The 12,917-nt window shown below is 66.3% G+C and carries 12 protein-coding genes; 5 read left to right on the plus strand and 7 right to left on the minus strand.

What is annotated here, in order from left to right; all coding sequences use genetic code 11:
• Positions 1-204: 204 nt before the first annotated feature.
• From DIE17_RS36315 to glnT, 5 genes are all read right to left on the minus strand, one after another.
• The gene (locus DIE17_RS36315) at positions 205-1,602 is read right to left on the minus strand and encodes an ammonium transporter (protein ID WP_124488094.1); all 1,398 of its coding nucleotides are present in this window, start codon (positions 1,600-1,602) and stop codon (positions 205-207) included.
• 189 nt (positions 1,603-1,791) lie between these two features.
• Positions 1,792-3,153 carry an FMN-binding glutamate synthase family protein gene (locus tag DIE17_RS36320; protein ID WP_034191060.1) on the minus strand — a complete coding sequence of 454 codons (1,362 nt, stop codon included), beginning with the start codon at positions 3,151-3,153 and terminating at the stop codon, positions 1,792-1,794.
• A 25-nt stretch (positions 3,154-3,178) separates the two neighbouring features.
• Positions 3,179-3,868, minus strand: coding sequence for a protein glxC (locus tag DIE17_RS36325; protein WP_124521265.1), 690 nt, complete (start codon positions 3,866-3,868; stop codon positions 3,179-3,181).
• Complete coding sequence (locus DIE17_RS36330; RefSeq protein WP_034191062.1) at positions 3,856-4,764, minus strand: class II glutamine amidotransferase; 909 nt, start codon at positions 4,762-4,764, stop codon at positions 3,856-3,858. The genes DIE17_RS36325 and DIE17_RS36330 overlap by 13 nt, the downstream gene beginning before the upstream one ends.
• A 12-nt stretch (positions 4,765-4,776) precedes the next feature.
• Complete coding sequence (gene glnT / locus DIE17_RS36335) at positions 4,777-6,165, minus strand: type III glutamate--ammonia ligase (protein WP_185715754.1); 1,389 nt, start codon at positions 6,163-6,165, stop codon at positions 4,777-4,779.
• A gap of 250 nt (positions 6,166-6,415) precedes the next feature.
• Here glnT and DIE17_RS36340 point away from each other — a divergent pair, with 250 nt between their 5' ends.
• A complete protein-coding gene (locus DIE17_RS36340) occupies positions 6,416-7,018 on the plus strand; it encodes a helix-turn-helix domain-containing protein (protein WP_124488097.1) in 603 nt (200 codons plus the stop codon).
• 212 nt (positions 7,019-7,230) lie between these two features.
• On the opposite strand, the gene hutG is transcribed toward DIE17_RS36340, so the two are convergent.
• Both hutG and DIE17_RS36350 read right to left on the minus strand, forming a co-directional pair.
• Positions 7,231-8,040, minus strand: a complete 810-nt coding sequence (hutG, locus tag DIE17_RS36345) for an N-formylglutamate deformylase (RefSeq protein ID WP_124921812.1) — start codon at positions 8,038-8,040, stop codon at positions 7,231-7,233.
• A 17-nt stretch (positions 8,041-8,057) separates the two neighbouring features.
• The gene (locus DIE17_RS36350; RefSeq protein ID WP_124921813.1) at positions 8,058-9,023 is read right to left on the minus strand and encodes a LysR family transcriptional regulator; all 966 of its coding nucleotides are present in this window, start codon (positions 9,021-9,023) and stop codon (positions 8,058-8,060) included.
• Positions 9,024-9,200: 177 nt separating this feature from the next.
• Here DIE17_RS36350 and DIE17_RS36355 point away from each other — a divergent pair, with 177 nt between their 5' ends.
• From DIE17_RS36355 to DIE17_RS36370, 4 genes are read left to right on the plus strand one after another with little or no spacing between them, the layout of a single operon-like run.
• Positions 9,201-10,385 carry an NAD(P)/FAD-dependent oxidoreductase gene (locus DIE17_RS36355; RefSeq protein WP_124921814.1) on the plus strand — a complete coding sequence of 395 codons (1,185 nt, stop codon included), beginning with the start codon at positions 9,201-9,203 and terminating at the stop codon, positions 10,383-10,385.
• 27 nt (positions 10,386-10,412) lie between these two features.
• Complete coding sequence (locus DIE17_RS36360) at positions 10,413-11,192, plus strand: electron transfer flavoprotein subunit beta/FixA family protein (protein WP_124921815.1); 780 nt, start codon at positions 10,413-10,415, stop codon at positions 11,190-11,192.
• Positions 11,189-12,133 carry an electron transfer flavoprotein subunit alpha/FixB family protein gene (locus DIE17_RS36365; protein ID WP_124921816.1) on the plus strand — a complete coding sequence of 315 codons (945 nt, stop codon included), beginning with the start codon at positions 11,189-11,191 and terminating at the stop codon, positions 12,131-12,133. Before DIE17_RS36360 ends, DIE17_RS36365 begins: the two co-directional genes overlap by 4 nt.
• Positions 12,130-12,795, plus strand: a complete 666-nt coding sequence (locus DIE17_RS36370; RefSeq protein ID WP_124921817.1) for a HutD family protein — start codon at positions 12,130-12,132, stop codon at positions 12,793-12,795. The genes DIE17_RS36365 and DIE17_RS36370 overlap by 4 nt, the downstream gene beginning before the upstream one ends.
• Positions 12,796-12,917: the final 122 nt, after the last annotated feature.

Raw genomic sequence — 12,917 nt, forward strand, 5'->3', positions numbered from 1 at the left:
CGCTGTTTCATTTGCAACACCTCCACTGCTTACGCAGCGTCTAGTGTGTTGCATCGACCGGTTGAATCCACCGCCGAATTCAGTCATCCGTCGATGCTCTCCCTTAATCGATCCCGCCGCCCCGTTTGACAACCGATGCAGTTCAACCGCCCCGGATAGGGGCGGCGAACCGGCGCACAATGCGCGCTTGCGGCTACGCGATCGTCACGAATGGTAAGCCGTCTCCCCGTGCGAACTGACGTCGAGACCCTCACGTTCGCGCTCACCGTCGACACGCAGACCGATCGTCATGTCGACCAGCTTGAATGCGGCAACCGACACGACCGCCGACCACACGAGCGAGGTCCCGACGCCCCAGCACTGCGCAATCAGTTGCTCGCCGATGTGGTAGTCGGCGACCTTGTTCCCCACGTAGTCGTAGATCCCGGTTCCGCCCAGCGACGGCGACGCGAATACCCCGGTGAGCAGCGCACCCGCGATGCCGCCGATGCAGTGGACGCCGAATACGTCGAGCGAATCGTCGACACCGAGAAGGCGCTTGAGCCCGTTGACGCCCCAATAGCAGACGATGCCCGCGATCAACCCCATCGCGATCGCGCCCATCGGCCCGACGAACCCACATGCCGGGGTGATCACGACCAGCCCCGCGATCGCGCCGGACACCGCGCCGAGCATGGACGGCTTCTTCTTCAGCGACCATTCGACGAAGGTCCACGACACCGTCGCCGCACAGGTTGCCAAAAGCGTCGTGACGAATGCGAGCGTCGCCGCGCCGCTTGCCTCGAGCGCGGAGCCCACATTGAATCCGAACCAGCCGACCCACAGCAGCGACCCGCCGATCATCGTCATCGTCAGATTGTGCGGCGCCATCGTCTCCCTGCCGAACCCCGCCCGCTTGCCGATCATGATCGCGCCGACCAGCGCCGCGATGCCTGCATTGATATGCACCACGGTGCCGCCTGCGAAATCGATCGCGCCCTTCTGGAACAAGAAGCCGGCCGTCGCGCCGGCCTTGTCGGCCGCCGCGGCGCTCGTGTAAGCGTCCGGGCCCGCCCAGTACCAGACCATGTGCGCAATCGGCAGGTACGAGAAGGTGAACCACAGCACCATGAACGCCAGCACCGCGGAGAATTTCGCGCGTTCGGCGATGCCCCCCACGATCAGCGCGGGCGTGATCGCGGCGAACGTCAGCTGGAACGACACGTAGATGAACTCCGGAATGACGACGCCCTTGCTGAAGGTCGCGGCGGTCGAATCCGGCGTGATGCCGACCAGGAACGCCTTCGAGAGCCCGCCGAAGAACGCGTTGCCTTCGGTGAACGCGATGCTGTAACCGTATACCGCCCACAGAACGCCGAGCAGGCAGAACACCACGAGCGTCTGCATCAGGATCGACAGCATGTTCTTCGCCCGCACCATTCCGCCGTAGAAAAGGCCGAGCCCGGGTGCCGCCATCATCACGACGAGCAGCGTCGCGACGATCATCCACGCGGTGTCGCCCTTGTTCGGCACCGGCACCGCCGCCACCTTGTCATCCGCGAACACGGGTAGCGCCAGCAATGCGAGCCACGCGCACAGAATCCAGCCAATCGTCTTTTTCATGTCGTTTCCTCGAAGCAAGGCACGCACCGCCCCGCGATGCACGCGATAACCGATGACGAACCAGCAAAATCGGGAATGACCGCGACACCGCACGGAGGCACCGAGCGGGTCGCGGCGTCTGAAGCGACCGACGACATGACGCCGCCCGCTACTGCGCGGCGCCATGTCGCGCGCACCGTCACACCGCGGTCATGACCGCTCGCCCGGAATCCACGACGTGCCGGCCAGCGGCACGCGCGCCATCGCGGCCGCTTCGACCGTCAGCGCGACGAGATCTTCCGGCTCCAGGTGATGAACGTTCTGCTTGCCGCAGGCGCGCGCGATGGTGGTCAGCTCCATGTTCAGCGTCTTCAGGTAATTGCGCACACGACGCGCGCCCTCTTCCGGCTCGAGACGCTTTTCGAGCACCGCGTCCTGTGTCGTCACGCCCACCGGGCACTTGCCGGTATGACAGTGGTGGCAGAAACCCGGCGACGTATGCAGCGCCGCGTAATCTGCCGCAGCCGAATGCAGCATGCCGTCCTGGAAGTACGATTCGCTGTTGCAGCCGAGCGCCATCAGCACCCCCTGGCCGATCGCGACGGCATCCGCGCCGAGCGCGAGCGCCTTGGCGACGTCCGCACCGGTGCGAATGCCGCCCGACACGATCAGTTGAACCTGCCCCTTCATGTTCAGGTCCTCGAGCGCGGCGACGGCCTGACGGACCGCCGCCAGCGTCGGAATGCCCACGTTCTCGATGAAGCAGGTCTGGGTTGCCGCCGTGCCGCCCTGCATCCCGTCGACCACGACGACATCCGCGCCCGCATGCACCGCGAGCTTCACGTCGTTGAACGTGCGCGTTGCCCCGACCTTCACGTAGATCGGCTTTTCCCAGTCGGTGATCTCGCGCAGTTCCTGGATCTTGATCGCGAGATCGTCCGGGCCGGTCCAGTCCGGATGGCGGCTCGCCGAGCGCTGGTCGACGCCCGCCGGGAGCGTGCGCATCGACGCCACGCGCGGATTGACCTTCTGTCCGAGCAGCATGCCGCCGCCGCCCGGCTTCGCACCCTGCCCGATCACGACCTCGATCGCATCGGCGCGGCGCACGTCGTCGGGATTGAAGCCGTAGCGCGACGGCAGGCACTGGTAGACGAGCGTCTTCGACGAACGGCGCTCCTCCTGCGTCATCCCGCCGTCGCCGGTCGTCGTCGACGTGCCGGCCGCCGTCGCCGCGCGGCCCAGCGCTTCCTTGACGTTCGCCGATAGCGCGCCGAAGCTCATCCCGGCCACGGTGATCGGGATGTCGAGCACGACGGGCTTCTTCGCGAAGCGCGTGCCGAGCACGGTCTGCGTCGTGCATTTCTCGCGATAGCCTTCGAGCGGGTAGCGCGACAGCGAAGCACCGAGGAACAGCAGATCGTCGAAGTGCGGTACGTGACGCTTCGCCCCGAGGCCGCGAATCTCGTACAGGCCGCGTTGGGCGGCCGTGTGGATGTAGTCGATCGTCTTGCGGTCGTAGCCGTATGACTCTTCCTGCTGCAAGCGGGCGAAATGAATGGGTTTGACTTCCATGGCGTTGCCTCGATGGAGCGTGGATTCAATATTCCTGGTTCGCGTCGGCGTTCCAGTGGTAGAGCGTGCGGGCCGAAGCGATGCGCCTGAACGCGCGCGGATCGTGGTCGAGCCCGGCCGCATCGAGCAGCGCCGCGACGGCACTGAAGTCCGCGTCGGCCATCGGCTCGAACTGCGCGTCCGCGCCGAGCGACTTCACTTCACCCTTCACGTAGAGCACCGCTTCGTAGAGCGAATCGCCCAGTGCGTCGCCCGCGTCGCCGCAAATCACCATCCGGCCCGCCTGGGCCATGAATGCGGAGAAACTGCCGACCGACCCGCCGACGACGATGTCGCCGCCTTTCAGCGAGATGCCGCAACGCAACCCGGCATCGCCATCGATCACGAGCAGCCCGCCGTGCGCGGAGGCACCCGCGCCGTTCGACGCGAAACCCTTCACGTGCACCTTGCCGCTCATCATGTTTTCCGCGACGCCGGTCCCGGCGCTGCCCTCGATGACGATCGTCGCGCGCTGGTTCATGCCGCCGGCGTAATAGCCGGCGTGGCCATCGATCGTCACGGTCACGTCGGCGTCCACGCCGACCGCGATGTTGTGCGCACCGTTCGGCGAGGCCACGACGATCGCCTGCCCGTCGAGCACGTCCGCGCTGCCGTGCAGGTACTGGTTGACGTCCCTGACGGTTGCGTGCTCAAGGTCGAATGTCATGCGTTCCATACGTACATCTCCTCGGGTGCGGGTTCGAATACCTTGGCGTTCCTGATGTCCGGCAGATGCGCGAGCGAGCGAAATTCCGACGCGATCGCGACATAGTCGTCGTTCTCGGCGACGACGGCCGGCTTGCATGCGAACGGGTCGCGAATCAGCGCCAGCTCGGTGGGCGTCCCCATCAGGAACGTGTAGAAGCCATCGAGCTCCTCGAAGCCCTTCTGCAGTGCGACCGGCAGCGTGTCGCCCTCGCGCAGTCGCCATTCGAGGAAGCGGCACGCCGCTTCCGTGTCGTTGTCGGTATCGAAATGAATGCCCTTCGGCTCCAGCTTCCGGCGCACGCCATAAGGGTTCGACAGCGAGCCGTTGTGGACCAGGCAGAAGTCCTCGCCGGCCGTAAACGGATGTGCGCGATCCGGCGTCACCGCGGACTCGGTCGCCATCCGCGTATGGCCGACCAGGTGAGAGCCCTTGAGGCCGCCGAACGCGTAACGCGCGGCGATCTCCGCGGGCAGGCCGATGTCCTTGTACAGGTCGATCGAGCGCCCGGCCGACAGCAGGTACACGCGCGGGTAATGCTCGTTCAGCCAGTGCCTGACCGTGTCGGCCTGCGCGTGGACGGTCAGCACCGCGTGGTTTCCCTTCGCATCGACACGCGCCGCGGCGTCGACGGACGCCTTCAGCCGATCGAGCAGCACGTCCCACGGAAAATGCTCGCCTTCATCCGTAAAGCCCGAGTACAGGCTCAGCTTGCGCTGGTTCGGCTCGACCGCGTCGCCGAACACCGCGAGACCGGCCGAATCCGGGCCACGTTCGGTCATGCCGATCAGCATCGGCACCATCAGCTCGCCGAGCCGGTCGCGCAACGCCGGCGTCTTGACCAGCAATCCTACGATTCCACACATGTTGCCTGCTCCTCAGAAAAATTCGACGTACTGCTTGATTTCCCAGTCCGATACGTGGCGCATGTATTCCAGCCATTCCATTCGCTTGAGCTTGATGAACTCGTCGACCACCGGCCCGAGCGCATCGCAGATCGTCCGGTCGGCCTCGAGCGCGTCGAGCGCCTCGCCAAGGTTTTGCGGCAGCACGCCGATGCCGTGGTCGCGAAGTTTCTGCGCAGGCCACTCGTACAGGTTCTCGTTCGCCGGCGCACCCGGCGACAGGTCGCGGTCGATGCCGTCGAGCCCGGCGGCGATCACGGCCGCCGTCGCGAGATACGGGTTGCATGCGCCGTCCGGCAGACGCAGTTCGATCCGGCCGCCTGGCATCCGCACCATGGTCGAGCGATTGTTGTCGCCGTAGCTGATGTAGGCCGGCGCCCAGGTCGCGCCGGTCAGCGAGCGCCCGACGACGAGGCGCTTGTACGAGTTCACCGTCGGGTTGCAGAGCGCCGCCAGCGCGGACGCATGCGCGAGAAGGCCCGCCGTGAACCGGTAGCCGAGTGCCGACAGGCCCATGCCGAGCGTATCGTCGGCGTCGGCGAACAGGTTGCGCTTGCCGTCGCCGATCGACATGTGCATGTGCATGCCGTTGCCCGGGCGGTTCGCGAACGGTTTCGGCATGAACGAACAGATCATTCCGAGCTCGTTCGCGATTTCTGACGCGGCCATCTTGAAGAACACGTAGTGATCGCACGACGTCAGGCAGTCGGTATACGTGTAGTTGATCTCGAACTGCCCGTTCGCGTCCTCGTGGTCGATCTGGTAGACGTCGATGCCGACCGCGCGCAGCGATTCGGTGAGCTTTTCCAGGAACACGCGCGTGCGGGACAGCCCCTTGTAGTCGTAGCAGGGCTTCGCCAGCGTATCGCTCGGATCGCAAGGCTCGAGCGTGCCCGACGCGGAGCGCTTCAGCAGCGAAAATTCGGGCTCGAGGCCCGTAAAAAGCGTCCATCCGCGCTCGGTCAGGCGGGCAACCTGCTTCTTCAGCGTCACGCGTGAATCGAACGCCCACGGTACGCCGTCGACGTGACCGTCGCACGCGATGCGCGCGAGCCCGGACTGCCACGGCACCGGCGTCAGCGTCGCGAGATCGCCGACCGCCATGTAGTCCGGCCCGTTCGGCTCGATGCCGACACCCCAGATCGCAAAGCCCGCGAAACCCGCGCCCGCGGTCAGCACGCTGCCCAGATGCGCGACCGGCACCGATTTCGCCTTGGCCACGCCGTGAATGTCGACGAATTGCGCGAGCACATATTTCACACCGTGTTGCGCAAGGTATGTCTGCGCTTCGTCCACCGAATCGAAGCGCGGTACGCTTCCGAGTGCGTTGACTGGCAACGGGCTCGCATCGTTCAGGTTCATCGTCTCTCCTTGCAACTGCTGCGTTCACTGGTTTGTGGAATCCGCCCGGCTGGCGAGCGGCCCAATTGCGCGACATGAGGCAAGCACCGCGTCCGGTACGCTGCGATCACGCCTTCTGCATGCGAAGGGATTTATTGTTGTGAAACAATAATTCCCTATATGAAACTTGCGGTGCGCACGCCGGCGGTCCCGACCGTGCCGGCGCGCACGCCGCAATCTGCTACCCTTGCCCCTTTTGCCGAGGTCGACGATGCATACCGCTGACGACAGCAAGACCCCGCTCGAACGCTATCTCGGGTCGACCATCCGCGAGCTTCGCCAGAGCCACGGCCTGACCATCGCCCAGGTCGCCGAACAGGCCGGCATCAGCCGCGGCATGCTGTCGAAGATCGAAAACGCACAGACCTCGACCGGTCTCGACGTACTCCACCGCATTGCCCAGGCGCTCGGCGTCTCCATGGCCGTGCTGTTCCGCAACTTCGACGTCCCGCAGGGCGGCGCCCAGCTCGTGAAGAAGGGCGCTGGCATGGAAGTCGTCCGGAAAGGCACGAAAAGCGGCCACACCTACCATCTGCTCGCCTACGACCAGGGTCCGCGTAAAACCTTCGAGCCGTTCCTGATCACGATGGAGGACCAGGCGGAACGCTTTCCCGTCTTCGAGCATCCCGGCACCGAGTTCATCCACATGCTCAAGGGCGTGATCGAATACCGGCACGGTCAGCAGACCTACATCCTGCATCCGGGCGACACCCTGACGTTCCGCGCCGACGTACCGCACGGCCCGGAACGCCTGATCAAGACCCCGATCCAGTTCCTGTCGATCTTCGTCTACGGCCCCCCTGCCGACGAATGACCCTCCCGTCGCGAGAGATAATGCAAGCCTCGTGCCAGGTTTATCTACAGGAATCAAAGATTCCCGTGAATAAACACTTCGGGCGAGATGGCACCCGTGCGTCAGCGGGTGAGAACCCGCTCCCTGCGTGCTGCGGGTGCAGCGCCACGCCAACTTCGGTGCAACGTCGCACTGATACGGGAACCCTGATTACGAAGATGTATCAGCGTTCCTTATGCTGTGAGCCGCGGCAGTGCCGCCAGCGCATCCAGCGCCGCGCAGATCATCCGGCGCACGGTCGGCTGCACGCGGGCCGCGCGTTCGGTGTCGTAGGCGAACGGGAGAGCTTCGTCCATGTAGGTCGACTGGCACATCTCCAGCTGGATCGCGTGCACGCCGTGTGACGGCCGGCCGGACGAGCGGGTGATGAAGCCGCCCTTGAAGCGACCGTTGGCGACCCACGTGAACGGGCTTGCGGCAGCCTCGCGCTCGACCGCGGCCTGCACGGACGGCGCAACGGTCCTGCCGTCCTGCGTGCCGATGTTCAGGTCGGGCAGCTTGCCGTCGAACAGCCGCGGCAGCAGGCTCGCGATCGAGTGCGCTTCCCAAAGCAGCACGTGCCCGTGACGCTCGCGCAGCCGCGCCAGCTCGGCCGCCAGCGCCATGTGGTACGGCTGCCAGTATGCGTCGACCCGGCGACCTTTCTCCGCCGCATCCGGTTCGCATCCTTCGCGATAGACGGGCTCGCCCCGAAACGTTTCGGTCGGACACAAGCCCGTCGTCGTCTGGCCGGGGTACAGGCTCTCGTCGTCCGACGGACGATTGAGGTCGATCACGTAACGCGAAACCGTCGCACCGAGCATCGTCGCGCCGAGCGTGGTCGCGAACGCGTACAGTCGGTCGAGGTGCCAGTCGGTATCGGCGAGTGTCAGCGCGCGGTCGGTGTACGCGTCGCGCAACGGCGCGGGTATCGCCGTTCCCAGGTGCGGAATCGAAATCAGCAGCGGCGCATCGCCGCGTTGCAGCGTGTATAGGTCACTCATCGAGCACTCCGTACGAATCAAAGCAATGCATCTTCGGGTAACTGCGGCACGGCGCGCGCGAGCGCCGGCCGGATCGAATGGTCGAGCACGCCGCGCGTCAGCTCGATGATCTCCGTGACGAAGTCCTCCCACTCGCCCTGTCGGTGCAGGAGAAAGAAATCGCGCCGGCCGAGCCGGCCGCCCGGCAGCGGCACGACCACGACGTCGCCGAGGTAATGGCGCGCCTGCCACAGGCACAGCGGCGTCGAGATCGCGAAGCCGAGCCGGGCGGCAACCAGGCTCAGCAGCGGATCCGTCGCGTCGAATTCGAAGCGCCTCGGGCTATCAATGCCGAGATGGCGCGCGAATCGCTCGACCTGCTGGCCGATCACGGAACGTGCGGTGTAACGGATCAACGGCAGTTCCGCGGCCAGCGTTCGCCAGTCGGCCTGCGGGCGCCCGGCCAGATGCGCGCGCGCGACGACCGCGACGAATGCTTCGGAGAACAACGGGACTTCGACGATACGCGCGTCGCTGAGCGTGGTCTGCGTACATACGGCGACGTCGATCTCCCGGTCATGCAATTGCTTGCTCAAACCCGGCGTGATCCCGGACCACATCGAAATCTGTCGCGACGTGCCCGACACCGCGCGAATCAGTTCCGGGCCGACCGTCGCCGCGAACGAGTCGACGCAGCCGAGCCGCACGGGCACCCGGCCCGCGTCCGACGCATCGCCGACGCGCGTGCTGACCATCTGCGCATGCTCGAGCAGCGGGCCGGCCAGTTCCAGCAATGCCCGGCCGGCGAGATTGGGGCGCGGCGGGCGGCTGTCCCGATCGAACAGCACCGTCCCCTGTTCGCGCTCGAGGGCGGAAATCGCCTGGCTGATCGCGCTCTGGCTGACCCCGATCCGCCTGGCCGCGGCGGTCATCGAACCGGTCTCGCACACGGCGACGAAGGCCTGCAGGGCACGCAGGTCGATAGGCGATAGGGTGCGTCGCATAGCGGCTCCAGTGGCGGCGGCGTCCATTCCGGCAATACGGAACGCATGGTGCGCCGATTCGGCCCGCCCGGACGCAGGATGAGCACTTCCGGGCACGTTGCATAAGTTTGCCTAATACAAAATTCGGCGGCACCGCGGCTCCCTAGAATCGGCACGTCGTCCATCCAGAGGGAAGCCATGAGCCACTTCGACTTCATCGTGATCGGTGCCGGCGTGATCGGCACGTCGGTCGCGCATCATCTTGCGTCGCTCGGCGCACGCAACGTGCTCGTCATTGAACGGGGCATGATCGGCGCCGGCACCACGTCGCAATCGTCCGGCCTGCTGCGCACGCATTATTCGGTCCGTCAGAACGTCGAGCTGGCGCGCTCGTCGTGGTCGGCCTTCAACAACTTCGCCGAATACGTCGGCGACGACGAGGCGTCGTGCGGGCTCGTCAAGTGCGGCTACATGATCTGCGCGCCGGAGGGGGCGAAGCTCGAGCCGCTGCGCGCGTCGCTCGACGCGCAACGCGCGATGGACATCGAGGTGCAGTTGCTCGATCGGGACGACGCACGTGCCCGCCTGCCGATCGCACGGTTCGACGACGCGGCGCTGATCGGCTTCGAGCCGGAAGCGGGCTTCGCCGACGCCTATCTCGTCGCGACTAGCTTCGCGAAATCGGCACGCCGGCGCGGCGTGAAGATTCTCGAAGGCACGACCGTCACGGGGGTCGTGCGTGACGGCCGCCGCATCGTCGGCGTCGACACGAGTGCCGGCCGCTTCATGTGCGGCACGCTGATCAGTACGCAGAACATCTGGACCCCGGAGCTGTCCGGCTGGATCGATGTCCCGCTACCCGTGAAACCGGAACGGCACACCGTGCTGGCGCTCGAGTGCGACGCACGATATTCGTTCCAGATGCCGGCGTTCAAGGACCTGGGCTCGCCCGGCATGCTCTATTACCGCAGCTATGGCGGCAGCCAGATGCTGGTCTCCGAGGGCGTCGTCGGCGAGACGCTGAATGCGCCGGAAACCGAACAGGGCGACATTTCGCTGGATTACGTCGCCGAAGTCGGTGCGCAGGTCGCCGAACGCTTTCCCGCCTACGAGACAGCCGGGCTCGCGTCGTCGTGGACCGGCGTCTACGACGTGACCCCCGACTGGAACCCGGTGCTTGGCAACGTCGGCGACATCGACGGACTCGTGGTTGGCTTCGGTTTCTCGGGCCACGGCTTCAAGCTGTCGCCCGGCATCGGCAAACTGCTCGCACAGCATGCGCTCGGACAGCCGACCGACGTGTCGCTCGCCCCTTACTCGCTCGAACGCTTTGCGACCGGCGCCTTGCTCACCGGCAAGTATGGCCTCGGCGCCGTGTCCTGATCTTCATCCTTTCGACGAGACATTCCCATGCCCCTGAAGATACTGGTGCCCGTCAAGCGCGTCGTCGATCCGAACGTGCGCGTGCGGGTCGGTTCAACCGGCTCGATCGAGACGACCGGCCTCAAGATGTCCATCAACCCGTTCGACGAATGCGCGCTCGAGATGGCGCTGCGCCTGCGCGAGGCAGGCCATGCCGCCCAGGTGAGCGTCGTCACGTGCGGCGCGGCCGCTTGCCAGGACGTGCTGCGCACCGGCCTGGCCATGGGCGCCGACGACGCGATCCTGATCGACACCGGCGACGTCGCCGCGTCGCTCGACTCGCTGGGCGTCGCACGGTTGCTCCACGCATACCTCGGCACGTCGCCTTACGACCTCGTGCTTTGCGGCAAGCAGGCGATCGACGACGACACCGGCGGCGTCGCGCCCATGCTCGCCGGCCTGCTCGGCTGGCCGCAAGGTCTCGACGCGACCGCTCTCGCGCCCGAAGGCGACGGCTGGCGCGTCACATGCGGCGACGACAGCGGCACCGCAACCTGGCGGCTGACCGGCCGCGCCGTCGTGAGCGCCGACCTGCGCCTGGCCGAACCGCGACGCGTGACGCTGCCGAGCATCGTCAAGGCCAAGCAGAAGCCGCTCGCAATCGTTCCCGCCACGCGATTCGCAGTCGACCTCGCACCGTCGTCGCGCGCAGTGCAACTCGACGAGCCCACCGTACAGCGCTCGGGTCACCGCGTTGCCGACATCGACGCACTGATCGCCGCGCTCGCGGCACACGACGTCTTTGCCCATACAGGAGTCTCCGCATGAGAACGCTCGTCATCGCCGAAACCACGGCCGACCATACGCTGCCGGATACGGTCCGGCGCGTCGTGACTGCCGCAACGGCACGCCGGCATCCCGTCGACGTGCTGGTACTCGATCCCGCGACCGCTGCGGAAGCCGCGCTGATCGACGGCATAGACCAAGTGCTCCGGCCCGATCTGCCAGACGCTTCCGGCGCCCTCACGCCAGAAAGTCTCGCCGCGCTGCTGGCCGGGCTGGCGTCGCGCTACACACTGATCGCGGCCGCCCATCGCACGCTGGGCCGGAATGCGTTGCCGCGGGCCGCGGCGCTCACCGGTGCGGCGTTCGTCGCGGACGTCACCGGCATTGCGAACGACGGGCGCTTCGTGCGTGGCTGGTATGCGGGAAGCATCGTCGCGACCGTCGAAAGCGCACGCGAGACGACCTTTGCGACCGTGCGGGCATCGTCGTTCGCGGCGGCGGGCGCGCGAGCGGAACCGGCACCGATCGATTCCGTGGATGCGCCGCCCTCATTCGCCGCGACCACGCTCGTCGAACGCAACGGCGCCCAGACAGCCGGCATCGATCTCGCGAATGCGCCGATCGTCGTGTCCGGCGGGCGTGGGCTCGCGTCCAGCGAGAACATGGCGCGGCTCGGCACGCTCGCGTCGCGTGTCGGCGCAGCCCTCGGCGCATCACGTGCCGCGGTCGATGCCGGCTACGCACCGAACGCGATCCAGGTCGGGCAAACCGGCAAGACCGTCGCCCCCGACGCCTATCTCGCATTCGGGATCTCCGGGGCCATTCAGCACCTGGCAGGCATGAAGGATTCGAAGCTGATCGTCGCCGTCAACAAGGATCCGGATGCGCCCATCTTCTCGTTCGCGGACGTGGGCTTCGTGGGGGACCTGTTCGACGTGATGGCTGCCCTCGAACGTCACATCGACGCCGGGGGTGGCGCATGACGCACCCGGATTCCGGGCAGGGCGGCGTCCCGCGCGTGCCTGCACCGCGTTCCTCCAGCGGGAGTGCATCGTCGGCATCGCACTACCCGTCCGTCAGGTTTGTCGATTGCGCGCAAGTCGAGCCTGAAGCCTGGGCGAACGGCGCCGGCGTCACGCGAACGATCGCCAACCGCATCGACGCCGACGGCAACGTAGACTGGCGTATCAGTCTCGCGACGCTCGACGGACCGGCCCGCTTCTCGCAGTTTCCGGGCGTCGACCGGATACTCGTGCCGGTCGACAACGCGAGCGTCGAACTGCGCGCGCAGGACGGGCATCTCGTCGCGCACCCGATCGTGCCAGCATGCTTTCCCGGCGATTTGCCGGTGTGGACGACCGATATCGTGCGACCCACGCACGTACTCAACGTGATGACGCGCCGCGCCGCCTGCCGGGCCACCGTGAGCGTGGCGACGCATTCACGCCGCGTGACGCCGGCGTCGACGCATCTGCTGATTTGCGCGGCCGGCCAATGGCGCTTCAGCAGCGCGTCGCTCAGTACCCAGACCCTGCTGCCGATGCATGGCCTGTGGCTCGACGGTCGCTGCGAAGAAATCGATCTGCAGTCCGACGCACTCGACTCCCGCCTGATCTCGATCGCGATCGAGCCAGTCGGACGCTAATCCCTGCCTTCTTGTACGTTCATGTCCCACGTTTCTCTTATTGAACAATACGGCCCGCGCGAATCGATGGAATACGACGTCGTGATCGTCGGCGGCGGCCCGGCCGGGCTGTCGGCCGCGAT

Source organism: Burkholderia sp. Bp9099 (assembly GCF_003857805.1).
Classification (GTDB): domain Bacteria; phylum Pseudomonadota; class Gammaproteobacteria; order Burkholderiales; family Burkholderiaceae; genus Burkholderia.

Bases quoted from the DNA above. Each gene is read 5' to 3' on its own strand.
- DIE17_RS36315 (WP_124488094.1), bottom strand. From the start codon at position 1,602: ATGAAAAAGACGATTGGCTGGATTCTGTGCGCGTGGCTCGCATTGCTG.
- DIE17_RS36320 (WP_034191060.1), bottom strand. From the start codon at position 3,153: ATGGAAGTCAAACCCATTCATTTCGCCCGCTTGCAGCAGGAAGAGTCA.
- DIE17_RS36325 (WP_124521265.1), bottom strand. From the start codon at position 3,868: ATGGAACGCATGACATTCGACCTTGAGCACGCAACCGTCAGGGACGTC.
- DIE17_RS36330 (WP_034191062.1), bottom strand. From the start codon at position 4,764: ATGTGTGGAATCGTAGGATTGCTGGTCAAGACGCCGGCGTTGCGCGAC.
- glnT (WP_185715754.1), bottom strand. From the start codon at position 6,165: ATGAACCTGAACGATGCGAGCCCGTTGCCAGTCAACGCACTCGGAAGC.
- DIE17_RS36340 (WP_124488097.1), top strand. From the start codon at position 6,416: ATGCATACCGCTGACGACAGCAAGACCCCGCTCGAACGCTATCTCGGG.
- hutG (WP_124921812.1), bottom strand. From the start codon at position 8,040: ATGAGTGACCTATACACGCTGCAACGCGGCGATGCGCCGCTGCTGATT.
- DIE17_RS36350 (WP_124921813.1), bottom strand. From the start codon at position 9,023: ATGCGACGCACCCTATCGCCTATCGACCTGCGTGCCCTGCAGGCCTTC.
- DIE17_RS36355 (WP_124921814.1), top strand. From the start codon at position 9,201: ATGAGCCACTTCGACTTCATCGTGATCGGTGCCGGCGTGATCGGCACG.
- DIE17_RS36360 (WP_124921815.1), top strand. From the start codon at position 10,413: ATGCCCCTGAAGATACTGGTGCCCGTCAAGCGCGTCGTCGATCCGAAC.
- DIE17_RS36365 (WP_124921816.1), top strand. From the start codon at position 11,189: ATGAGAACGCTCGTCATCGCCGAAACCACGGCCGACCATACGCTGCCG.
- DIE17_RS36370 (WP_124921817.1), top strand. From the start codon at position 12,130: ATGACGCACCCGGATTCCGGGCAGGGCGGCGTCCCGCGCGTGCCTGCA.